A 23250-nucleotide genomic window follows, 5' to 3' on the forward strand; every position below is an offset into this window, starting at 1 on the left:
CGCGGACGGTCGAGGGGGTCTCGGTGACGATCGGGTGTCAGCCCTGAGGCTGCGACGACGAGTCGCCCGCGGGGCGGCGGCGTCGGTTACGGCTGCGCTTGCGCGGGACTTCACCCGTGCCGTCGGTGGACGGCGTCGTCGCATCGGACGCCTGAGCGGCGCCACGACCCGTGGCCGACGGCTCGCCCGAGGTGCGGACGGGCGCGTCGCCACGACCACGCCCGCGGCCTCGGTCGCCCTGGGGGCCGCCGGTCCGCTCGCGCGAGCCGGCCGATCCCGCCTTGACCGCCGACAGCGAGGTCGCACGCAGGCGCCCCTTGGTGCCCGCCGGGATGTCGAGGTCGGCGAAGAGGTGGGGGCTCGACGAGTACGTCTCGACCGGTTCGGGCTGGCCCATGTCGAGGGCCCGGTTGATCAGGGCCCACTTGTGCAGGTCGTCCCAGTCGACGAACGTCACGGCGATGCCGGTCTTGCCCGCGCGGCCGGTGCGGCCGGCTCGGTGCAGGTAGGTGTCGTGGTCGTCGGGCACGGTGTGGTTGATCACGTGCGTCACGTCGTTCACGTCGATGCCCCGGGCCGCGACGTCCGTCGCGATCAGGATGTCTTTCTTGCCGGCCTTGAAGGCGGCCATGGCGCGCTCGCGCTGCTCTTGGTTGAGGTCGCCGTGGACGGCCGCCGCGTTGAAGCCGCGGTCGTTCAACTCTTCGACCAGCTTGGCGGCGGCGCGCTTCGTGCGAGTGAAGACGACGGTCTTGCCGCGGCCCTCGGCCTGCAGGATGCGGGCGATCACCTCGTCTTTGTCGAGCGAGTGGGCCCGGTACACGACGTGCTTGATGTTCGCCTGCGTCAGGCCCTCGTCGGGGTCGGTCGCGCGGATGTGGATCGGCTTCGACATGAAGCGGCGGGCCAGTGCCACGATCGGCCCGGGCATGGTCGCCGAGAAGAGCATGGTGTGACGTGTGGCCGGCACCTGCTGGAAGATCTTCTCGATGTCGCTGAGGAAGCCCAGGTCGAGCATCTTGTCGGCCTCGTCGAGCACGACCTCTTGCACCTCTTTGAGGTTCAGGAGGCGCTGGCCGGCCAGGTCGAGGAGGCGCCCGGGAGTGCCCACGACGATCTGCGCGCCGGCCTTGAGCTGCTCGACCTGGCCCTCGTAGGCCTTGCCGCCGTAGATGCTGACGATCTTCGTGGCTCGGTTCGAGGTCGCGATCTCGAGGTCGTCGGCCACCTGGACGCAGAGTTCACGGGTGGGGACGACGACGAGGACCTTGACGCCGGGCGCGGGGTCGAGGCCGATCCGCTGGATGATCGGGAGGCCGAAGCCGAAGGTCTTGCCGGTACCCGTCTTGGCCTGGCCGATGATGTCTTGGCCGGCGAGGGCGAGGGGAATGGTCTGGGTCTGGATGGGGAAAGGTTCGAGGATCCCCTTCGACGCCAGAGCGTCGACCATGTCGGGGTCGATCGCGAGGTCAGTGAATGTCAAAGTGTTGCCCTGTCTCATATAGGGGGATGCCAGGAGTTTAGCCCGTCGCGACGGGCACCCTCTCGGACCCCGTAAGATGTGGGCGTGGTGTCCTGGCCCGGTCGAGGTGCGAAACGCGGCGTCCCGTCCCTGCAGTGGCCGCGGCCCGCCGCGAAGGCGACCCCCGCGGCGCGGGTCGAGCTCGATCAGTTCACCCCCGACCTGCTGGTCTTCCTGGGGCACGCGGCCTACCTCGAGTTGGCCCTCTTCGAGACGTTGGGTCGTTCGTCGGCCTTCGCCCCGGACGTCCGCGCGAAAGAGACCACCGGGCGGATCGCGGAGACGACGCTCGCACGGCACCGTGGTCTCGTGGCCGAGATCGAACGCTCGGGCCACGACGCCACCGAGTCGATGGAGCCCCACATCGCCGCGATCGACGAGTTCCGGGCTCGCACCGAGGGCACCGACTGGTTCGAGGCGATCCTCGCCGACTACGTCGCGGCCGGACTGCTCAACGACGTGTTCGTGCGATTGGCGGCGGGGTTGCCCGCCGACCACCACAAGCGCATCGTCTCGGTCATCAAGGCCCACGACGACGCGCCGCTCGTCGTCCGAGAACTCTCGGCCGCCATCGAGGCCGACCCGCGGCTCGCCTCTCGCCTGGCTCTCTGGGGACGCAGGCTCGTGGGCGACACTCTGCTCGTGGCCCGGGCTGCCGTCGCCGCGTCGCACGTCTCGGCCGACGACGAACGCCTCGAGCCGGTCTTCACCGAGTTGATCGCCGCTCATACCCGACGCATGGATGCGCTCGGACTGACCGCCTGACCCACGCCACCCGACGACCTCGTCCTTTGTGGGGACGAGCGCGGTTTCGGGTCTCGTGTCAGGACGTGGAGCGCACCAGGCGGGCGAACTGCTCGCTGTCGCTCGCCCGACGGCGAACGGCCGCGACACGGCAGACGACGATCGCGACGACGGCCGGCAGCACGAGTGCGACCACCCAGATCCAGCCACCGTCGGCGGGCCAACCCGCCCAGGTGAGAGCCTCCCAGACGATCGCGGCCACGGTCGCACCGGAGGCCGGCGCGAGCAGCACGCCGCGCGTGTCGGCCTCGGGCAGCGCGTAGTGGAAGACGAATCCGAGGATGGCGCCGCCCAGGACGACGAAGAGGAGTTCCACGGCTAGCTGACGAACCCGACCTTGCGGCTCTCTTCGCTGCCGACCTCGACGTAGGCGAGCGACGCGGTGGGGACGAGGTAGGTCTTGCCCTTGGAGTCGGCGAGGGTGACGTACGACTTGCCGCCGTCGAGCGCGTCGCCGACGACCTTCTCGACCTCGTCGGCGGTCTGCGCCGTCTCGAAGCTGATCTCACGGGGGCTGTTGGTGATGCCGATGCGAATGTCCACGTGGTCACGATAACCGACCGTGCGGCCCTCGGGTCGTCGCGTTCACTGTCGGCGCACACGAGGTGATCGGGTCCGCCCTCCACGACTCCCCGCCCCGTCCGTCCGACCTCGATGTCGGTGCGAGCCGATAGCGTCGGGGGCATGGCCCCGACCGTCTCCCCGCCCTCGTCGGGCCCGACGCGACCCGTGGTCCGGCCGGCCCTCGACGACTCGCAACGGGCCGTGCTCGATCTGCCCGACGGTCGGTCGGCGGCGGTCCTGGGTGCCCCCGGCTCCGGCAAGACCCGCACGCTCGTCGAGTTCGTGGTGGACCGTGTCGAGATGCGGGGGTGGGGTCCGGCCGCCGTCATGGCGCTCGCGCCGACCCGGTCGACGGCCACGACCCTCCGAGACGTCATCGCGTCGAGGCTCACCGTGCCGACCCCGGGCCCCCTGGCCCGCACCGTCTCGTCCCTCGCGTTCGACGTCGTCGGACACGCGGCGCGACTCGTGGGCCTCCCGGCGCCGACCCTGCTGACCGGCGGCGACCAGGACAGCATCGTCCGATCCTTGCTCGAGGGGCACGAGCTCGACGGCACGGGCCCGTCCTGGCCCGACGGGCTGGGCCCCACGGTGCGGCGGCTCCGCGGGTTCCGCACCGAGCTGCGCGAGGTGCTCATGCGATCGACCGAGCATCGCATCGGGTCGGACGGGCTGAGACGGGCCGCGGACCGTGCCGACCGACCCGAGTGGGCGGCGGTCGCGGACTTCCGGGACGAGTACCTGAGCGTCCTCGACGCGGCACGGGGGCGGCACCTCGACTCGGCCGACCTCGTCGACCACGCCGTGGCCGCGCTCGACCGCGGCGAGACATCCCCGGTCGTCGACGGACTGCGCGTCGTGCTCGTCGACGACGCGCAAGAAGCGACCGAGTCGACCCTGGCGCTGCTGAGGGCCCTGACGCGACGCGGCGTCGCCGTGATCGCGTTCGGAGACCCCGACCTGTCGACCAGCGCCTTCCGGGGCGGCACCCCCGACGTGCTCGGCCGACTCGGTCCCCGGCTCGGCCTGTCGGACGTCGAGACCCTGTACCTCTCGACTGCCCACCGCCACCACCCACCGTTGCGTGACCTCGTGCAGCGGGTCACCTCGAAGATCGGTACGGCCGGCGCCGGTCGCCAACACGCCGCGACGGCGGCCCCGGTCGCCGAGATCCTGCAGGCGGGGGGCGCGTCCGACTCCACGGTGCCCCCGATCGTCACCGTCCGGGCCGACAGTCCGACCCACGAAGTGGCGGCGGTCGCCCGGCTGCTGCGCGAGCACCACCTGGTGCGCCGGGTGCCGTGGTCGCGCATGATGGTCGTCGTCCGCAGCGGTGGGCAGGTGGCCGGCGTCGCCCGAGGGCTGCAACTGGCCGAGGTGCCGACCCGCACCTCCGTCGCCGGACGCGCCGTACGGGACGAGCACGCGGCGCGCCATCTGCTGCTCGCCGCCTCGGTGGCGGTGGGGCGCGACGAGCTCACCGTCGATCTCGCGACCGAGTTGCTGCTCGGGCCCCTGGCCGGGTTCGACGCCCTCTCGTTGAGACGGCTGAGGCTCGCCTTGCGTGCCGACGAGCTCGGGGCGGGCGGGGCCCGCTCGGCGGACGACCTGCTGGTCGAGGCCCTCGAGGGTGCCGGTCGGTTCGTCACGATCGACTCGCGGTTCGCGGCCCGTGCCGGGCGCTTCTCGACCAGCCTCGACGCCGCCCGTCGCGCCGCCGCCACGGGCGCCAGCATCGAAGAGGTGCTCTGGGGTCTGTGGGAGCGCAGCGGTCTTGCGGCCGAGTGGTCCGCCCAGAGCGACGGTCGCGGCATCGTGGCCGCCGAGGCCGACCGCCACCTCGACGGCGTCGTCGCCCTGTTCACCGCCGCCAAGCGGTTCGTCGAGCGCACCCCCGAGGCGCCGGCCGGTGCCTTCCTCGATTCGCTGCTCGGGGCCGAGGTCCCCGAAGACACGCTCTCACCGCAGGCGACGGCCGAGACAGTGCTGGTGTGCTCGCCGTCCAACGCCGTGGGCGTCGAGGTCGACGTCGTCGTCGCCGCTCGCCTGCAGGACGGCGTCTGGCCCAACCTCCGCGTCCGTGGCGGGCTCCTCGCTCCCGACGAGCTCGTGGCCCTGGCCGAACGCGGCCTGCTCGAGGACCGATCCGATCGGCACGGTGGGGGCGACGGCCGTGACGACGAACCGGCCGCCCCCTCCGATGCCCGGGCCGCCGTGCTGTCCGACGAGCTGCGCATGTTCGCGCTCACGGTGTCACGGGCCACGCGCCAGGTCGTGCTCTCGTGCACGTCCAACGACGACGAAGGCCCTTCACCGTTCTTCCGGCTGCTGCCCGCCGACTGCCCCGAGGCCCCCGCCGGGCATCCCCTGTCGCTCAGGGGGCTCGTCGGGCACCTTCGACACGTGCTCGTCTCGTCGCCCCACGGTCCGCGGGCGGACGACGCGGTCGACGCGTTGGCCAGGCTCGCCGGCGAGGGAGTGGCCGGAGCATCGCCCGACGATTGGTACGGACTGCTCGACCCGACCACCACCGAACCGCTCATCGACCTCGACGACCCCGAGGCCCGCGTCCCGGTCTCGCCGTCGCAGCTCGGGTCGTTCGAAGAGTGTCCGTTGCACTGGTTCGTCGATCGGTTCGGCGGGTCCCCTCCCAACGCGGCCATGGGCCTGGGCACGGTGTTGCACGACGTCATGGAGCACGCCGAGGGCACCGACGTCGACTCGCTCTGGCAAGCAGTCGAGGCACGCTGGCCCGAGCTCCAGTTCGAGTCGGCCTGGATCGCCGAGTCCGAGAGACGCCGGGCGCTCGCCATGACCGAGAGCCTCTCCGCCTACCTCCGGGACTTCGATGCGTCGGGCGGCAGCCTGCTCGGCGCCGAGTCGACCTTCACGCTCGACGTCGGGCCGGCGCGCCTGCGAGGCTCGATCGACCGGGTGGAGCGCACCCGCGACGGCGCCGCCGTCATCGTCGACCTCAAGACGGGACGGTCGGCCCCGACCTCGCCGCAGGCCGTCGCCGAGCACCCCCAGCTGGGCACCTATCAGGTCGCCCTCGCCGACGGCGCGGTCGACGCCGTGCCCGAAGGCACGCCGCCCGGCGGGGCGAAGCTCGTCATCGTGTCGTCGGGGGTGCGGGGCAAGCTCTACCGCGAACCCGCGCAAGGCGCCTTCGACGACGCGCAACTCGCCGCCTTTCGCGCTCGGGTCGTGGACGCCGCCGAGCACATGGCGGGCCGGGTCTTCGTCGGCCGCCTCGACGACCACTGCGAAGGGCGGCACGGCGGGTCGTGCCGCATCCACGTGGTGGGCGAGGTGAGCGGCTCGTGACCGCGGTGGAGCGCGCGCGGGACGCGAGTGACCCCGGCGACCCGACCCGCGCCTCCTCGTCGCTCCTCGGCGCTGCCGAGATCGCCGACGCGCTGGGGCTGCCCACGCCGACCCCCGAGCAGCAGGCCGTCATCGAGGCGCCACTCGAGCCCGCCCTCGTGGTGGCGGGCGCAGGCAGCGGTAAGACCGAGACGATGGCGAACCGCGTGGTCTGGCTGCTCGCCAACCGTCTCGTCGGCGTCTCGCAGGTCTTGGGGCTCACCTTCACCCGCAAGGCCGCCGGCGAGCTCGGTGAGCGCATCGAACGGCGGATCGCCCAGCTAGCGGCCGTCGGGCTGCTCGGCGACGAGGTCGATCCGTTCGACGTGCCCACCGTCTCGACCTACAACGCGTTCGCCAACGGCATCTTCCGTGACAACGCCTTGCGCGTAGGGCGCGAGAGCGAGTCGCAGGTGCTCGGCGACGCGTCCGCCTGGCAGCTGGCGCGCTCACTCGTCGTGGCCAGCCATGACGCACGCCTCGCCGGGCTCGGTCGGAGCGTCGACGGCATCACCGAGGCAGTCCTCCGTCTGAGCCACGCCCTGAGCGAGAACGTCACCGGGCCCGAGCCCGTGGCGCGGCTGGCCGACCGGTTCGTCGATCTCGCGAGCCTGCCGTCGACCAAGGGCAGCGCCTACAAGTCGGTCGTCGACGCCGTCGGTGCGGTGTCGGCTCTGCCTCCGCTGCTCGAACTCGCCGCGGCCTTCGCCGACGAGAAGGCTCGCCGCGGCCTCGTCGAGTACTCGGACCAGGTGGCCCTCGCGCTCGAGGTCTGCGACACCGCACCGGGCGTCGTGGCCGATCTGCGCGACCGGTACCGTGTCGTGCTGCTGGACGAGTACCAGGACACCAGCGTCGTGCAGACCACCTTGCTGTCCCGTCTCTTCGAGGGCACCGGGGTCATGGCGGTCGGCGACCCCCACCAGTCGATCTACGGATTCCGTGGCGCGAGTGCTGCGAACCTCGGCCGGTTCCCGGCGGACTTCGGTGCTCGGCCCGACGCCGTGTTCAGCCTCTCGACGAGCTGGCGCAACGCGTCGCGCGTGCTCGACGCCGCGAACACCGTCGTGGCCGAGCTCGCCCGCACCTCCGGTGCGGTCGTGGGTGAGCTGCGCCCTCGGCCCGGCGCTCCCGAGGGCCGCGTCGACCTGCTCTTCGACCAGACACTGCCGGGCGAGGCCGATCAGGTGGCGGCCTGGCTGCAGGACGAGTTGGCCGTCCCCACGGTCGTCGACGGCGAGCCCGCCCGCCGCACGGCCGCCTTGCTCTTCCGGTCGAAGAAGACCATGCCCGTGTTCGTCGAGGCACTCGAGGCACGTGGCGTGAAGTACCACGTCCTCGGCGTCGGCGGGCTGCTCCGACGACCCGAGGTCGTCGACCTCGTGTCCTGCCTCCGGGTGTTGCACGACCCCTCGGCCGGTTCCGAGGCCATCCGGCTGATGGCCGGGGCCCGTTGGCGCATCGGTGTGCGCGACATCGCGCGGCTGCGCGACGTCGCGTCGTGGCTCTTCTCGCACGACCACGCTCAACAGCGTCTCGACGACCAGGTGGCCGCCGGATTCCGGGCGTCGGTGGCGGTCGGAGAGCACGGGTCCATCGTCGACGCCCTCGACTTCGTGGCCACCGCGCCCGTGACCCACCGCCAGCTCGCCGAGTTCAGCGCCGAGGGACTCACCCGCCTGCGGACGTTGGGCTCGCAGCTGGCTTTCCTCCGAGGCCGCACGGGGCTCGACCTCGTCGATCTGGTCACCCTGGTCGAGCACGAGATGCTGCTCGACGTCGAGGTCGCAGCGGCCACCGGGGCGCCCTCGGGCGGTGCGTGGCTGCAGGCCTTCGAAGACGAACTGGCCGGGTACGTCGCCACCGACGAGAACGCGGGGCTCGGAGGCTTCCTGTCATGGCTGGAGGCGGCCGAGCGTCGCGACGACATGGGGCCGCGGTCCGAGCAGGCCGAGCGGGGCACCGTGCAGCTGCTGACCATCCACGGCTCCAAGGGGCTCGAGTGGGACGTCGTGGCAGTGCCGCGGATGGTCGAGGGCGAGCTGCCGGGCACGTCTCGCGAGGGTGTGGGGTGGCTCGGTTTCGGCGAGCTGCCCTACGAGTTCCGCGGCGACGCGGCCGAGCTGCCCGTGCTCGGCTGGCGGGGCGTGGCCGACCAGAAGGAGTTCGACCAGGCGCTGAAAGCGTTCAAGGACGAGCTGGTCGTCCGCCATCAGGCCGAGGAGCGACGGCTGGCCTACGTCGCCCTGACCCGTTCTCGTGACGCCCTGCTCGTCAGCGGTTCCTTCTGGACGAGCGCCGTCCGCCCACGTCCGGCGAGCCGGTTCGTCGTCGAACTGGCCCAGGGCGGGCTCGTCCCGCCCGGTGACCTGCCCGAGCGACCGGACGACGACGAGAACCCCCTCGCCTCCGCGTCACGCGAGCTCAGCTGGCCCCTCGACCCGCTGGGTCAGCGCCGCGCGGTCGTCGAGGACGCGGCGGCCCGGGTCGCCGCAGCGATCGACCGACCCTCAGCAGAGGAGTCCGTGGGAGCGAGGCGACCGGGGCCCCGGTCGAGATGGTCGACCGACATCGACCTGCTGCTGCTCGAACGCGACGCCGCACGGTCGGCAACGGCGCTGGCGCCCTTGCCGCAGCGCATCCCCGCCTCCCGTTTCAAGGACTACGTCGACGACCCGGCAGCGGTCGCTGCAGCACTCCGTCGTCCGCTCCCCGAACGGCCCTACCGGGCCACCCGCCTCGGCACGTTGTTCCACGAGTGGGTCGAAGAGCGTTTCCGGCCGACGGGGCGCGCCGAGACCCTCGACGCCTGGACGGACGAGAGCGACCTGGACGACGAACGCATCGGCTCGCCCGGGTCGGGCCCGGTCGATCCCGACGACGCCAGGCGGTTCGAGCACCTGGTCGCGACCTTCGAGCGATCGGCCTGGGCGTCGCTCGAGCCGACGGACGTCGAACTCGAGATCCACCTCCCGCTCGGCAGCCGGACCGTCATCTGCAAGATCGATGCGGTGTTCGCACGCGACGGCCGGTTCGAGGTCGTCGACTGGAAGACCGGCAAGGCACCCACGGACGACGCCGATCTCGAGCTCAAACAGCTCCAGCTGGCCCTCTACCGCGAGGCCTACGCACGCTTCAAGGGCATCCCCGCCGAGAGCATCGACGCCGCGTTCTACTTCGTCGCGGACGACGTGGTCCTGCGCCCACGTCACGTGGCCGACCGCGACGAGCTCGTCGACCTCTGGCAACGGGTCGAGGCGGGGGCCTCACCTCAGACGTGACGGCGTTCGGTCGCCTCGAGCAGGTCTTCGACGCCGTCGACGTCGAGGGCGGCGGTCGAGCCCGAGCCGATACCGGCGCGGCGATCACCGGGCAACGAGTCGACGAGCTTCGTCATCATCTCGACGGCGTCGTCGACGACCGAGGTGTTCTTCGTGCCGGTGCCGTGCAACAGCCACTTCGCCAGGTCGAGTTCGCGGTACAGGGTGGCCCGGTGCCGCAACTGGTGGTCGCTCGTGCCTCGAGCGGTGTTGTAGGCCTCGAAAGCCGTGTCGATCGCCTCGGGGCTCGGAGCGCCGAGCAACCAGGCGAGGTCACGGGCGGGATCGCCGACCTGCAGATCGTGCCAGCCGAGCACTCCGCTGACCGTGTCACCGAGGACGAGCACCGAACCGGCGTCGAGGGAGCCGTTGACGACCGTGGGCTGGAACTGCCACAGCACCGAGTCCTGGATCGCCGCCTCCCAGCGCTCGAGCAGCGCCGCCGGCAGCAGGCGCGTCGAGGCGGCGCGGTCGACCAGCGCCGCCGAGGACCGCATGGCCTCGAACGGGGTGTGGCTGGTCAGGCCTGCGTCGGTCACGAAGCTCGTCGGCAGCGAGTGGATCGCCGCCACGGCGCGACCGAGGGCCGTCGGCAGATCGCTGGTGGCGGTGAGCCGTGCGACCGAGAGGTGCTCGCCGGGGACGACGTCGTAGACGATTCCGCGCGTGCGACCGATGGGGGCCTGGCCCCGGTAGGTGGGTACGTCGAAGGACAGCCGCCCGCGGACGCCGGCGCTCAGGGCGCGCAGGGCGACGAGGTCGGCCGACTGCTCGGCCTCGGCTCGTTGCGAGCGGGGGACGCGGATGATGCAGTGCTCGCCGGCGCGCCCGTCGACGAGCGCGGAGTCGAAGTCGCCACCCGTCTCGCTGCCGTGGCGTGACGCGCGCGTGACGTCCAGGTCCGCGACGGCGGCCGTGGCCAGCGCGGCTAGAGTGAGATGAGATCTGGCCATGCCCTCAGGGTAGGCCGCCGCACGCGATGCCCTGCCGTGCGCCACGCTGTCAACTCGCGATGAATGGTCGTCCGATGTCCACGCCTCTCACGTCCCGCCTCCCGCTGTCGCGCCACCAGGTCGACCGGGACTACCTCACCCGTGAGCGTGACGGAGTCGTCGGCGAGCTCCTCGCGTCGGCCGCGACCCGCGTGCTGCCGGTGTGGCGGGGACGCACGCTCATGGCGTCGGCCGGTTCCCTGGCCCTCTTGCCCGCTGCCTCGGTTCCGACCGCCGACGAATACGTCTACCTCGGCGTCTCGAAGGACCCCTCGGCTGCCGAGCCGGTGGGCACCCCCGTCCTCGCGGCGCTGCTCGACGACGAGCGCGCCCGTTCGCTGGCCGCCGACGACTCGGCCTGGGGCAGCCCGCGGGTGTCGGGCCCGGCACTGAGCGCTCGCGACGTGGGCCTGGCCGTCGAGGCCGTGGCCGTGGCGAACTGGCACGACTCGCACCGGTTCTCGCCCCGCACCGGGCGCCGCCTGGTGACCGAGAAGGCGGGCTGGGTCCGTCGCGACCCGGACGACGGCCACGAGATCTTCCCGCGGACCGACCCCGCGATCATCGTCGGCGTGACGGATGCCGACGACCGCCTCCTTCTCGGCTCGAACGCTCTGTGGGAGCAGAACCGCTACTCGTTGCTCGCCGGTTTCGTCGAACCCGGCGAGTCCCTCGAGCACGCCGTCCAGCGCGAGATCTTCGAGGAGTCCGGCATCAACGTCGTGTCGCCTCGCTACCTGGGCTCGCAGCCGTGGCCGTTCCCGGCGAGCCTGATGGTCGGCTTCCGGGCCGAGGTCGACGCCGACGATCCCGGCACGCTCACCCCCGACGGGGCCGAGATCCTCGACCTGCGCTGGTTCAGCCGTGACGACCTCGTCGCCGGCCTGGGCGAGATCGTCCTGCCCGGTCGGACGTCGATCGCCCGCGCGATCATCGAGGACTGGTTCGGCGGCGAGATCGACCAGTGACCGAGGCCGCCGACCTGATCGCGGGGCTCGACGAGCAGCAGCGCCGGGCGGCGTCGAAGCTGCTCGGCCCCGTGTGCTTGCTCGCCGGGGCCGGTACGGGCAAGACCCGTGCCATCACCCATCGGATCGCGTACGGGGTGGCCACGGGCGTCTACGCCCCGAACCGCGTCATGGCGCTCACCTTCACCTCGCGAGCGGCCGCCGAACTGCGGGGCCGGCTGCGCCACCTGGGCGCCGGGGGAGTCTCGGCGCGCACTTTTCACGCCTCGGCGCTGTCCCAGCTGTCGTACTTCTGGCCGCAGACGATGGGCGGTCAGATGCCCCGCCTCCTCGACAGCAAGGCCAAGGCGCTCGCCCACGCGGCCGAATCGTTGAGGCTCAAGATCGACACGGCGGCCCTCAGAGACCTGGCGGGCGAGATCGAGTGGCGCAAGGTCTCCCGCCTGACGCTCGAGGAGTACGCGAAGGCCTTGCCGGGCAGATCGCTGCCGCCCTCGATCAGCGTCGAGAAGGCCGTCGACCTGCATCGTGCCTACGAGGCCGTGAAGGACGAACGACGTCAACTCGACTTCGAGGACGTGTTGCTGGCCACGGTCGGCATGCTCGAACTCGAGCCGCGGGTGGCTCAGCAGGTGCACGAGCAGTACCGCTTCTTCGTCGTGGACGAGTACCAGGACGTCTCGCCTCTCCAACAGGATCTGCTCGACCTGTGGCTGGGCGGCCGGAACGACCTCTGCGTCGTCGGTGACGCCAGCCAGACCATCTACTCGTTCGCAGGTGCGTCGTCGGACTACCTGCTCGGGTTCGGCGCTCGGTACGACGACGCCACGGTCGTCCGTCTCGAGCAGAACTACCGCTCGTCGCGGCAGATCGTCGACACCGCGAACCAGCTCATGCGTGGTCGGCCGGGTGCGTTGCACCTCCACCCGGCCGTCGAGACGACGGGCCCCGTGCCGCCGGTGACCGAGTACGTCAGCGACTCGGCCGAGGCCAGGGGCATCGCCGAGACGATCGCCGACGAGATCCGGTCGGGCGTGGCCCCCGAGGAGATCGCGGTCCTCTACCGGGTCAACGTGCAGGCCGCCGCCATCGAGCGTGCGCTCGCCGACGTCGGCGTGTCGACCCGCATCCACGGCGCGACACGGTTCTTCGAACTGCGCGAGGTGAAGGAGGCCCTGATGATGATGAAGGGAGCCGCGGTCAGCATCGTGGGCGAGCCGCTCTTCAAGACCGTCAGCGACGTGCTGCGATCGCTCGGCTGGACGCAGGACGCTCCTGACCAGAGAGGCGCGATCCGCGACCGCTGGGAGTCCTTGAACACGATCATGGGCCTGGCCGAGGCGTCGGCCCCCGAGACGACCCTGCGTCAGTTCGTCGACGAACTCTTCGCGCGGCAGGCCGGGCAGCACGAGCCGACCATGGCGGCGGTCACCCTGGCGACCCTCCACTCCGCCAAGGGTCTCGAGTGGCGCAGTGTCTACCTGATCGGCCTCAGCGAGGGGCTCGTCCCGATCAGCTACGCCAAGGACGATGCGGCGATCGACGAAGAACGCCGCCTCCTCTACGTCGGCGTCACCAGGGCGCGTGAGCGGCTCCGTCTGTCGTGGAGCCGGTCGGGGCAGGGCCGCGGCGGCGAACGACGGGTGAGTCGCTTCGTGGAAGAGCTGCGCACCCGCACTCCGGGTGGGGCGTCACGCTCGCGCGAGTGACGAGGCCGTCGCCGATCGAGACCGACTCGACCTCGGCGTCCTCGGGCGTCGCGGCCGCATCGACCAAGCGTGACCACACGCGACGGGCGGCTCTCGTGGCGATCTCGTGGATCGACAGCAGAGGAGGCGCGCTGAGGGGCCGAGTGCTCAGCTGACCGGCGATCGCGGGCCAGGCCGCGTCGGCCTCGCCGGCGTGGAGGTCGAGGCAGCGGGCACAGGCCGTCGTCCCGGGCACCGTCACGGGACCGATCCGCGCCTGACGATCGCCCACGCGCACCACGAGGTGTGTGAGGTCGGATCGCACCCACTCGCGCACCACCGTGGGATCGAGGACGTGCCCGCCCACGAGGACACCCGTGGCGTGCCTCGGTGGGGGCAGGTCGCGGCTGGCCCGGCGGACGTCGGCACCGCAGGAGCTCAGGAGGCGCGCGACGGCATCGGTCACGGGGCCCGGCCCGGCGACGACGACGACGGGTGGCGGTCCACTCTCGGGGTGCTCACGGACCAGGGCCGGCCGCAAGCGTTCCACGCAGGTCTCGACCGCCGTGTGATCGACTCCGAGATGGGCGACCAGCGTGGGTAGCCCACCGGCGCCGTGCCCGGCGGCGACGGCGGCGACCACCCGTTCGTCGAGCCTGCTGACCGGACTCAGGACGAGGGCCGGACGGTCGACGCCGACCTGGAGGGTCGCCGGATCACGCCAGACGACGGGTGCGCGGGGATCGAGGACGAGGTGCATCGTCCGATCATGTCGGGGGGTCCGGCGGGATCGGAGGTTGTCCACAGGCGACCGCCCGCGGACGAGACGCGATCGGTCAGGCCCGGGGTGCGTCCGAGTCGGGCCCCGACTCGCCGGGCTCGGTGGCCGAACCGTCCTCGCCCTCGCGCGGGCGGTCGTCGGTCGTGTCGTCCAGCAGGTCTCGGATCGCCTGGTCGACGTCGTCGAACGCGGGCTCGTCGGACGTCAGTCGAGCCACCAAGGCCTCGGGGGCGTCGATGTCTGCGCTGGTCGGCACGATGTCCGGGTGCGACCAGAGGTCGTCTCGACGTTCGGCCCCGACGGCGTCGGACACGGTCTGCCAGAGGGCGGCCGCCTCGCGAAGGCGACGCGGGCGGAGTTCGAGGCCGACCAGTGTCGAGAAGGCCGACTCGGCGGGCCCACCGGCAGCTCGGCGACGACGCACCGTCTCGGCGATCGCCGCGGACTTCGGGAGGCGCGCCGTGGCCTGGGCGGTCACGACGTCGACCCAGCCCTCGATCAGCGCCAGGGTCGTCTCGAGCCGGGCGAGCGCGGCGAGCTGCTCGTCGGTCTTCGGAGGAATGAGCGCGCCGCTCTTCATCGCTTCTTGCAGCTCGCCCGGGTTCGAGGGATCGAAGTCCACAGCGAGCTCTTCGAGTCGGGACGTGTCGATGCGGATTCCTTGGGCGAACTCGCGGATGGACGAGATCAGGTGCAGGCGCAGCCAGCGGGCGTGGCGGAACAGGCGGGCATGCGCGAGTTCTCGCACCGCCAGATAGATCTGCACCTGGTCGATCTCGATGTCGAGACCCTCGCCGAAGGCGGCGACGTTCTGGGGGAGCAGGGCGGCCTGTTGCTCGTCGAGCAACGGGATGCCGACGTCTCCGCCGGACACCACCTCGGTCGAGAGCTGACCGACCACCTGGCCGAGCTGCATGGCGAACAAGGTGCCGCCGACGCTCCGCATGACCTGGCTGGCCCCCGCGAGCATCGAGCGCATCTCTTCGGGGGCTTGGTCGCTGAGCACCCCGGTGAGGGAGTCGGCGATCGAGGTGGCCACCGGCTCGGCGAGCTGGCTCCACACGGGCATCGTGAGGCGGGCCCACTCGGCCCGTGTCACCAGGCGGGGGGTGGCGGTGAGTTCGGCGACGAACGTGACGTCGTCGAGCCACAGCGCAGCGACGTGGAAGGCCTGTTCGAGGGCTGCGGTCTCGGTCGCCGACGGGGCCACGGCCGTCTGTGCCCCGACGGCCGAGGCCTGCTCGGTCGCGATCGACCAGTCGATCCCGTCGCCGCTGCTGTTGACGGCGTTCTGCAACTGGCTCATGAGACGTGCCACGAAGGCGGGATCGTTCGGCAACCCTGCGGCCCCGGCCAACTGGGACGGATCGATCTCGGAACCGCCGGACAGGAACTGCCGCAGCATGTCACGGAACTCGTCCTCAGGCCCGCGCGGCGAATCATCGGTCATGCTGACTACGCTAGCTGCTGGCCGCACGAAGATCCTGGGATTCGGCCACCGCTCAGGGGCCTCCGCTCCGCTCGTGGCGAACGCCACCCGCGCCTCCCCGGCCGATCCCGAAAGGACCCCCGTGGCCTTCTTCACGCCCCCGCGCACCGCACCGTCCTCCGCCCGTCGTGCGAGTCGGGTCGGCTGGCCCCTGCTGGGCGTGGCCGTCGTGTCGGCCGTCGCCCTGAGCCTGTTGCCGGGGCCCTACCTGATCGAACAGCCCGGCCCCGTCTTCGACACCCTCGGGAGTGCCGATTACGAGGGGTCGTCTCAGCCACTCATCACGGTGTCCGGTCACGAGACCTACCCCACCGCCGGCTCGCTCGACCTTCTGACGGTCAGCGTGCAGGGCAACCAGGACGTCCGCCCGGGGTGGGTCGACGTCGTCCGAGCCTGGGCGGATCGCAGTCGTTCGGTGATACCGGTCGAGGCCGTGTACCCGTCGGGGGTGTCGAACGACCAGGTCGACGAGCAGAACGCCGTCGACATGCAGAACTCGCAGAAGTCGGCGATCGCGGCGGCACTCATCCACGAGGGCTACGCCATCCCGAGTGCCGTCACCGTCAGCCAGGTGTCCGAGGGCAGCCCTGCCGAGGGTGTCCTGCGCGAAGGCGACGTCCTGGTCAGCGTCAACGGCACGAGCCTCGCCACGGACGCCGACGTGGACGTCCTCCGCGCCCTCGTCGCGGCGAACGGAGCCTCCACGCCGGCCGAGGTCGTCGTGGACCGCGCGGGCACGACAACGACCGAGCAGGTCACCCCGCAGGAGGTCGGCGGAACGCCGCTTCTCGGGGTCGGGGTCAGCGTGGACTACACCTACCCCTTCGACGTCACGCTCAAGCTCGACCAGGTCGGAGGGCCGAGCGCGGGCATGATGTTCGCGCTCGGGATCATCGACAAGACGACGCCGGGCGAGCTCAACGGCGGAGAGAAGGTCGCCGGCACGGGGACCATCACGGCCTCGGGTGAGGTCGGCGCCATCGGAGGCATCCGCCAGAAGCTCTACGGCGCTCGCGACGCCGGGGCGACCGTCTTCCTGGCGCCGGCGTCCAATTGCTCGGACGTCGTCGGGAACGTCCCGTCGGGCCTGGACGTCTATTCCGTCGCCACGCTGGACGACGCGGTCACGGCTCTCGAGACCGTCGCGGACGACGGCGACACGTCGTCCCTGCCCACCTGCACGGCCGGTCGATAGGGTTCGTGCAGCTCGCGCAAAGCTGAGAAGGGGACGCTCGGACGACCAGGCTCGACACGTAGGATGGCCGTCCACGTCCCCGTCAGCCAGGAGCACACCCTTGACGTCACCCGCATCGTCGCGAACCGCACGACGCTCGCCCCGATTGCCCGTCCTGGTCACGGTGGCCGTCCTCGCCGCCCTGGTCATCGCCTTCTTCATCTTCTCGTCGCTGCTCACGGACTACCTCTGGTACGAGCAGCTCGGGTTCACGGGTGTCTTGACGACGCAGTGGATCTCGCGCCTCGTGATGTTCGCCGTCGGGTTCGTCGCCATGGCCGTGCCCGTCTACGTCAGCATCGAGGTGGCCTTCCGGTTCCGCCCGGTCTACGCGAAGCTCAACTCGCAGCTCGATCGCTATCAGCAGGTCATCGAGCCGCTGCGTCGTGCCGTCGTGATCGGCGTCCCTGCCGTGCTCGGTCTCTTCGCCGGCATCGCCACGTCGACCCAGTGGCAGACCGTCCTCGAGTGGTTCAACCGGACCCCCTTCGGTCAGACCGACGCGCAGTTCGGGCTCGACATCGGTTTCTACGTCTTCGAACTGCCCCTGTACCAGGCCGCGGTCGGCTTCGCGTCGGCCGTCGTGCTCATCGCCGGCATCGCCGCCGTCGCCACGAGCTATCTCTACGGGGCCCTGCGCTTCACGGGTCGTGAGGTCCGCATCTCGAAGGTCGCCCGCATCCAGCTCGCGATCACCGCTGCGATCTACCTGCTCCTCCAGGGCGTCAGCCTCTGGCTCGACCAGTACGCGACCCTGTCCGACGGCACCAACAAGCTCCTCACGGGTGCCACGTACACCGACGTCAACGCCGGCATCCCCGGCAAGCAGATCCTCGCGGGCATCGCCGTCGTCGTGGCCGTCCTCTTCATCGTGACCGCGATCGTGGGCCGCTGGCGCCTCCCGGTCATCGGTACGGCCGCACTCATCATCATCAGCATCATCGTGGGCGGCATCTACCCCTGGATCGTCCAGCGCTTCACGGTCGAGCCCAGCGAGCGGACGGTCGAATCGACCTACATCGAGCGCAACATCCAGGCGACCCGCGATGCGTACGGCGTGGCCGACGTCGAAGAGCAGACCTACGACGCCCAGTCCAACACCCAGGCGGGTGCCCTGGCCGGAGACGCCGTCACCACGGCGAACATCCGCATCATCGACCCCGCGCTCGTGACCGATGCCTTCGCTCAGCTGCAGCAGTACCGCCAGTACTACAGCTTCCCCGAACAGCTCGCGGTCGACCGGTACACGATCGACGGCAACGTCCAGGACACCGTCATCGCCGTGCGCGAGCTGAACACCTCCCAGCTCGGCAACTCGGCAACCCCCTACAACACGACGTTCGTCTACACGCACGGTTACGGCGTGGTCGCGGCCTACGGCAACCAGCGCTCGGCCGACGGTCAGCCCGTCTTCCTCGAGTCCGGCATCCCGGTGACGGGCGCCCTCGGCGACGCCGGGGACTACGAGCCGCGGATCTACTTCGGCCAGGAGTCGCCGACCTACTCCATCGTCGGTGGCGACGGTCAGAACAACATCGAGCTCGACTACCCGTCGGGCAGCAACGACAACGGCACCAACGAGACGACCACCTTCGAGGGCAACGGCGGGCCCAAGCTCGACAACGTCTTCAAGAAGCTCATCTACGCCATCAAGTTCCAGTCCGAGCAGATCTTCTTGTCCGATGCGGTGAACGACCGGTCGCAGATCCTCTACGACCGCGACCCGACCGAGCGCGTCCAGAAGGTGGCCCCCTACCTCACCATCGACAGCGCGCCCTACCCGTCGGTGGTCGATGGCAAGGTCGTCTGGATCGTCGACGGCTACACCACGACGAACGAGTACCCGTACGCCAAGCCGCAGGCCCTGTCGGACGCGATCGCCGACACCTACAACGACCGCCCGGTGTACTCGTCGAACAACATCAACTACATCCGCAACTCGGTCAAGGCCACGGTCGACGCCTACGACGGTTCGGTCAAGCTCTACGCGTGGGACACCAGCGACCCGATCCTGCAGACCTACGACAAGATCTTCCCGTCCACCCTGTCGCCGCTCAGTGACATGTCCGCCGAGCTCCTCCAGCACGTGCGTTACCCACAAGACATGTTCAAGGTGCAGCGAGCCATCCTCGGCACCTATCACGTGACCGACTCCGACTCGTTCTACTCGAGCGACGACGCGTGGGTCACCCCTAACGAGCCGACGAGCAACGCCCAGAACCCCCCGCTTCAGCCGCCGTACTACTTGACTCTGCAGCTGCCCGATCAAGACCCGGCGTTCTCGATCTATTCGACGTACATTCCGCAGCAGTCGGGTGAGAACGCGCGGAACGTCCTCACGGGGTATCTGGCCGCCAACGCCGATGCCGGGTCGACGCCCGGTGAGATCTCGTCGGACTACGGCAAGCTCACCCTGCTGGCCCTACCTCGCACCGAGACGTTGCCCGGCCCCGGGCAGGTGCAGAACAACTTCAACACCGACACCGCGGTGGCGAACCAGCTCGCCCTGCTCACGCGCGGTGACACGAGTGTCGTGCGCGGCAACCTTCTGACCTTGCCGGTCGGTGGTGGTCTGCTCTACGTCCAGCCGATCTACGTCAAGTCGACCTCCGAGACCTCGTACCCGGTGCTGCAGCGAATCCTCGTGTCGTTCGGTGACAAGATCGCTTTCGAGGACACCCTCGACGGCGCGCTCAACTCGCTGTTCGACGGGAACTCGGGAGCGACCGCCGGTGACAACGGGGTGCCGACGACCGGCGACGGCACCGACACGGGCGACGGCACCGACACCGGTGACGAGGCGACCGACGGGGGCACGACGGCCCCTGACGCCGGCACGGGCACGGGCACCGACAACGCTGCTCTCGACCAGGCTCTCGCCGATGCTCAGCAAGCTTTGAATGATCGAGCTGCGGCCTACGCCGAGAACGACCTGGTGCAGGCGGCCGAGGCCGATGCACGCCTGCAGACCGCCCTCGAGGACGCGGTCGCGGCCAGCGGCCAGTAGCCGGTCTGCCACGAGCACGACGAACCCCCCTCTCGATCGGTCGAGAGGGGGGTTCGTCGTCCGACCGATGGATCGGCGGCAGCGTCTGCGGGCTCGATTGGACGGCGACCGAATGGCGTGCTAGATTTACTTCTTGTGCCGCGGGGTGGAGCAGTTCGGTAGCTCGCTGGGCTCATAACCCAGAGGTCGTAGGTTCAAATCCTGCCCCCGCAACAAGAAAGACGAAAGCCCCGGTCGAGAGACCGGGGCTTTCGTCTTGTCACGGTGCGGGCGACCCGACCGACTCGATCCGTCGGTGTCTCTTCGCAGACGGGCCCGTGCCCTCACCTCCCGGGCATGCCAAGGTTGAGACATGTCGAGACTCCGGGTGGTCCTCGCGCCCGATTCGTTCAAGGGAAGCCTCGGCGCATCACACGTGACGGCCGCCCTCGCCGCGGGGTGGTCGCGGTCGCGGCCCGACGACCAGATCGTCGCGCTGCCGCTCGCCGACGGCGGAGAGGGCACCCTCGACGCGTTCGAGCGGGTCGTTCCCGGCAGCATGCGCCACGAGGTCGTCGTGGAGGGCCCCGACGGGCGACCGGTCACGGCTCCGTGGCTCGAGCTGCCCGACGGCACGGCCGTGGTCGAACTGGCCTCGTCCTGCGGCCTCGGCCTCATGGGCGCGCCCGCGCCGCACGACGCGAACACCCGGGGCCTGGGCGGGGTCATCCGTGCGGCAGTCGACGCAGGTGCCGAACGGCTGCTCGTCGGCCTCGGTGGCAGCGCATCGACGGACGGGGGAGCGGGTGCCCTGGCGGCCCTCGGAGCTCGTGTCGTCGACTCGCTCGGCGAGCCCGTGGTCCCCGGCAATCGCGGGCTCAGCACGGCTGCCCGGGTCGATCTCTCGGGCCTGATGGCCCTGCCGGCCGATGGGGTGACCCTGTTGGTCGACGTGGACAGTCCGCTGCTCGGATACACGGGGGCCGCTGTCGTCTTCGGGCCGCAGAAGGGCGCATCGGCCGACGACGTCCTCGCGCTGGAACGAGGTCTCGAGCGCTTCGCGAGCCTCCTGGACGTCGATCCCGCGACGCCGGGGGCGGGGGCCGCGGGTGGGGCGGGGTTCGGCCTGCTCGCCTGGGGTGCCCGTCTCGAGCCCGGGGCCGTCGCCGTCGCGGACGCCGTCCGTCTGTCGGACGCCCTGACGGGTGCCGACGTCGTCGTCACCGGGGAGGGGCGTTTCGACGGTCAGACCGCGGCGGGCAAGACCGTGTCGGTCGTGCGCCGCTGGGCCGACGGGCAGGGAGTCCCGGTCGTCCTCGTCGCCGGTGTCGTCGAGGCGCCCACGGACGGCTTCGCCGACGTCGTGTCGACGACGCAGCTGGCGGGGGACGTCCTCGAATCGACGACCCGCGCCTCCTTCTGGCTGGAAGAGGCTGCCGCGCTGGTGGCCGGGCGGTGGGCGCGATGAGCGGCGGCACGGCCACCGACGTCGTCGTGGCGGTCGTCCAGACCGCCCCCGGTGGCGACCCGGCCCGCAACCGGCTGACGATCACGGAGCTCGCCGAGGAGGCCGCGCGCCGAGGCGCGCGGGTGGCCGTCTTCCCCGAGTACTCGTCGTTCTTCGCGGCTGAGCTGGGGCCCGCGTACCTCGACGCCGCAGAATCGACGGACGGTCCCTTCGTGCGGCACCTCGGAGCACTGGCCGATCGTCTCGATCTCGTGATCGTCGCGGGCCTGGTCGCCGTCTCGCCCGATCCGGCACGGTTCGAGAACCTGCTCGTGGCCGTGGCACCCGGTCGTGGCGTCGTCGCCACCTACTCGAAGCAGCACCTCTACGACGCGTTCGGCGGGCAAGAGTCGCGGTGGATCGTGCCGGGCCCGGTGGCCGTCGCCGCGACCTTCGAGCTCGACGGGCTCGTCTTCGGCCTGCAGACCTGTTACGATCTGAGGTTCCCCGAGGTCACACGGACTCTCGTCGACGCCGGCACCGACGTGGTCCTCATGCCGGCCGAGTGGGTGCGGGGTCCGCTCAAGCAGCACCACTGGACCACCTTGCTGACTGCCCGCGCCCTCGAGAACACCGTGTACGTCGCGGCGGCGGACCACGCACCCCCCGTGGGAGTCGGCTGCAGCACCATCATCGACCCGACGGGTGTGGCTCTCGCCTCGGTCGGCGACGAGGTCGACGTGATGGCGCTGGCCAGGGTCTCCTCCGCCCGGATCGAGGCCGTCCGTCGTACGAATCCGTCACTGGCCCTCCGCCGGTACGACGTGGTCCCGCGCCGCCCTCGACGTGGTCCGTCCGAGGTGGCGGGCTCAGACCGAGAGTGACGCGAGCTGCGCCGAGGCGCGTTCGAGCACCTCGATGCGCTTGCAGAAGGCGAAGCGGACGAGCGACGACTGCTCGGCGGCGAACCCGGGGTGGCAGAAGGCACTGATCGGCACCCCGACGACACCGGCGAGCTCCGGGAGGCGTCGGCACAGGTCAGCAGCGTCGTCGAAGCCCAGGGGGGCGGCGTCGGCGACCACGAAGTACGAGCCGTGGCTCGGGCGCACCGCGAACCCGGCGCGACGAAGCCCCTCGGACAGCACGTCACGCTTGTGGGCGAGCGAACGGGCCAAGCCGTCGAAGTACGAGTCGGGCAACCCCAGGCCGACGGCCATCGCAGGCTGGAAGACCGAGCCGTTCACGAACGTCAGGTACTGCTTCACGGCGACGATGCGGTCGACGAGATCCGCCGGACCGCTCAACCAGCCGATCTTCCACCCCGTCGTGTTGAAGGTCTTGCCGCCGGACGAGATGCTGATCGTGCGACCGGCCGCACCCGGCAGGGTCGCGAACGGCACGTGGCTCGCACCGTCGAAGAGCAGGTGCTCGTAGACCTCGTCGGTGACGACGAGCGCATCGTGCTCGACGGCGAGTTCGAGCAGGAGGCGCTTGGTGGCGTCGTCGAGGATGCTTCCCGTCGGATTGTGCGGGTCGTTGAGCACGACGAGGCGGGTGCGGGGTCCGAAAGCGCGGCGCAGCTCGTCCGGGTCGACCGTCGCATCGGGACCCCGCAGCGGGACGGTGACGTGGACGCCGCCCGCGAGGCCGATCACGGCACCGTAGGCGTCGTAGAACGGTTCGAGGGTGACGACCTCGTCGCCCCGGTCGACGAAGGCCAGGATGGTCGCCGCGAGTGCCTCGGTCGCGCCCGCGGTCACCAGCACCTCGCGTCGTGGGTCGAGGTCGATGCCGTAGAACCGCCGTTGGTGCGCGGCGACGGCCTCGAGCAGGACGGGCATGCCGCGACCCGGCGGGTACTGGTTCAGGCCGGAGCGCATCGCCTCGTGCGCGGCGTCCAGGACCTCGGCCGGGCCGTCCTCGTCAGGGAAGCCCTGACCGAGGTTGATGCTGTCGGTCGCCGTGGCGAGTGCCGACATCTCGGCGAAGATCGTCGGGGCGAGTCGGCCCTCGGCGTCGAGGAGCATGGCGCCGCTCGCCGCGCGCTGCCAGGGTGCTGGAGGAGTCATGGTCCCGACACCGTATCGCC

15 protein-coding genes and 1 tRNA gene are annotated in these 23250 nt (G+C 70.8%); 10 read left to right on the forward strand and 6 right to left on the reverse strand.

All coding sequences use genetic code 11. The annotated features are described in order from the left end of the window. Nucleotides 1-37 precede the first annotated feature (37 nt). On the reverse strand, nt 38-1483 hold the full coding sequence (locus HRF36_RS11200; RefSeq protein ID WP_173209774.1) for a DEAD/DEAH box helicase: 1446 nt from the start codon (nt 1481-1483) through the stop codon (nt 38-40). Nucleotides 1484-1567: 84 nt separating this feature from the next. Here HRF36_RS11200 and HRF36_RS11205 point away from each other — a divergent pair, with 84 nt between their 5' ends. Beyond that, nucleotides 1568-2287, forward strand: a complete 720-nt coding sequence (locus tag HRF36_RS11205) for a ferritin-like fold-containing protein (RefSeq protein WP_371740120.1) — start codon at nt 1568-1570, stop codon at nt 2285-2287. A gap of 58 nt (nt 2288-2345) precedes the next feature. Here HRF36_RS11205 and HRF36_RS11210 read toward each other — a convergent pair whose 3' ends face one another. After that, entirely contained in the window at nt 2346-2642 is a 297-nt protein-coding gene (locus HRF36_RS11210; protein WP_173209777.1) for a hypothetical protein, read from the reverse strand. Nucleotides 2643-2644: 2 nt separating this feature from the next. Beyond that, nucleotides 2645-2869: a DUF3107 domain-containing protein gene (locus HRF36_RS11215; RefSeq protein WP_043595511.1), complete on the reverse strand. Its 225-nt coding sequence runs from the start codon at nt 2867-2869 to the stop codon at nt 2645-2647. A gap of 141 nt (nt 2870-3010) precedes the next feature. Between HRF36_RS11215 and HRF36_RS11220 the strand changes: the two genes are divergently transcribed. Together HRF36_RS11220 and HRF36_RS11225 are read left to right on the forward strand one after the other, a co-directional pair. Then, nucleotides 3011-6217 carry a UrvD/REP family ATP-dependent DNA helicase gene (locus tag HRF36_RS11220; protein WP_173209779.1) on the forward strand — a complete coding sequence of 1069 codons (3207 nt, stop codon included), beginning with the start codon at nt 3011-3013 and terminating at the stop codon, nt 6215-6217. Next, a complete protein-coding gene (locus HRF36_RS11225) occupies nt 6214-9537 on the forward strand; it encodes a UvrD-helicase domain-containing protein (RefSeq protein ID WP_371740121.1) in 3324 nt (1107 codons plus the stop codon). Before HRF36_RS11220 ends, HRF36_RS11225 begins: the two co-directional genes overlap by 4 nt. On the opposite strand, the gene HRF36_RS11230 is transcribed toward HRF36_RS11225, so the two are convergent. Beyond that, nucleotides 9528-10529: a phosphotransferase gene (locus HRF36_RS11230; RefSeq protein WP_173209780.1), complete on the reverse strand. Its 1002-nt coding sequence runs from the start codon at nt 10527-10529 to the stop codon at nt 9528-9530. The two genes, HRF36_RS11225 and HRF36_RS11230, sit on opposite strands and share 10 nt — an antisense overlap. A 74-nt stretch (nt 10530-10603) precedes the next feature. Here HRF36_RS11230 and nudC point away from each other — a divergent pair, with 74 nt between their 5' ends. Both nudC and HRF36_RS11240 read left to right on the forward strand, forming a co-directional pair. After that, the gene (nudC, locus tag HRF36_RS11235; RefSeq protein ID WP_173209782.1) at nt 10604-11536 is read left to right on the forward strand and encodes an NAD(+) diphosphatase; all 933 of its coding nucleotides are present in this window, start codon (nt 10604-10606) and stop codon (nt 11534-11536) included. Then, a complete protein-coding gene (locus HRF36_RS11240; protein ID WP_173209784.1) occupies nt 11533-13245 on the forward strand; it encodes an ATP-dependent helicase in 1713 nt (570 codons plus the stop codon). The genes nudC and HRF36_RS11240 overlap by 4 nt, the downstream gene beginning before the upstream one ends. An 815-nt stretch (nt 13246-14060) precedes the next feature. On the opposite strand, the gene HRF36_RS11245 is transcribed toward HRF36_RS11240, so the two are convergent. After that, nucleotides 14061-15455, reverse strand: a complete 1395-nt coding sequence (locus HRF36_RS11245; RefSeq protein WP_173209786.1) for a zinc-dependent metalloprotease — start codon at nt 15453-15455, stop codon at nt 14061-14063. Here HRF36_RS11245 and HRF36_RS11250 point away from each other — a divergent pair. From HRF36_RS11250 to HRF36_RS11270, 5 genes are all read left to right on the forward strand, one after another. Then, nucleotides 15454-16689 carry a PDZ domain-containing protein gene (locus HRF36_RS11250; protein WP_173209788.1) on the forward strand — a complete coding sequence of 412 codons (1236 nt, stop codon included), beginning with the start codon at nt 15454-15456 and terminating at the stop codon, nt 16687-16689. The two genes, HRF36_RS11245 and HRF36_RS11250, sit on opposite strands and share 2 nt — an antisense overlap. Before the next feature lie 100 nt (nt 16690-16789). Beyond that, entirely contained in the window at nt 16790-19735 is a 2946-nt protein-coding gene (locus HRF36_RS11255; protein ID WP_173209790.1) for a UPF0182 family protein, read from the forward strand. A 139-nt stretch (nt 19736-19874) separates the two neighbouring features. After that, a tRNA-Met gene (locus HRF36_RS11260) sits at nt 19875-19948 on the forward strand. A 139-nt stretch (nt 19949-20087) separates the two neighbouring features. Beyond that, entirely contained in the window at nt 20088-21182 is a 1095-nt protein-coding gene (locus tag HRF36_RS11265; protein WP_173209792.1) for a glycerate kinase, read from the forward strand. Next, the gene (locus tag HRF36_RS11270) at nt 21179-22045 is read left to right on the forward strand and encodes a carbon-nitrogen hydrolase family protein (RefSeq protein ID WP_173209794.1); all 867 of its coding nucleotides are present in this window, start codon (nt 21179-21181) and stop codon (nt 22043-22045) included. The genes HRF36_RS11265 and HRF36_RS11270 overlap by 4 nt, the downstream gene beginning before the upstream one ends. On the opposite strand, the gene HRF36_RS11275 is transcribed toward HRF36_RS11270, so the two are convergent. Next, entirely contained in the window at nt 22031-23230 is a 1200-nt protein-coding gene (locus HRF36_RS11275) for an aminotransferase class I/II-fold pyridoxal phosphate-dependent enzyme (RefSeq protein WP_173209796.1), read from the reverse strand. The two genes, HRF36_RS11270 and HRF36_RS11275, sit on opposite strands and share 15 nt — an antisense overlap. Nucleotides 23231-23250 lie beyond the last annotated feature (20 nt).

This window comes from Frigoribacterium sp. VKM Ac-2836 (assembly GCF_013248995.1).
GTDB lineage: Bacteria > Actinomycetota > Actinomycetes > Actinomycetales > Microbacteriaceae > Frigoribacterium.

Coding starts and splice junctions, on each gene's coding strand:
- HRF36_RS11220 (WP_173209779.1), top strand. CDS start 3,011: ATGGCCCCGACCGTCTCCCCGCCCTCGTCGGGCCCGACGCGACCCGTG.
- HRF36_RS11230 (WP_173209780.1), bottom strand. CDS start 10,529: ATGGCCAGATCTCATCTCACTCTAGCCGCGCTGGCCACGGCCGCCGTC.
- nudC (WP_173209782.1), top strand. CDS start 10,604: ATGTCCACGCCTCTCACGTCCCGCCTCCCGCTGTCGCGCCACCAGGTC.
- HRF36_RS11250 (WP_173209788.1), top strand. CDS start 15,454: ATGCTGACTACGCTAGCTGCTGGCCGCACGAAGATCCTGGGATTCGGC.
- HRF36_RS11245 (WP_173209786.1), bottom strand. CDS start 15,455: ATGACCGATGATTCGCCGCGCGGGCCTGAGGACGAGTTCCGTGACATG.
- HRF36_RS11265 (WP_173209792.1), top strand. CDS start 20,088: ATGTCGAGACTCCGGGTGGTCCTCGCGCCCGATTCGTTCAAGGGAAGC.
- HRF36_RS11270 (WP_173209794.1), top strand. CDS start 21,179: ATGAGCGGCGGCACGGCCACCGACGTCGTCGTGGCGGTCGTCCAGACC.
- HRF36_RS11275 (WP_173209796.1), bottom strand. CDS start 23,230: ATGACTCCTCCAGCACCCTGGCAGCGCGCGGCGAGCGGCGCCATGCTC.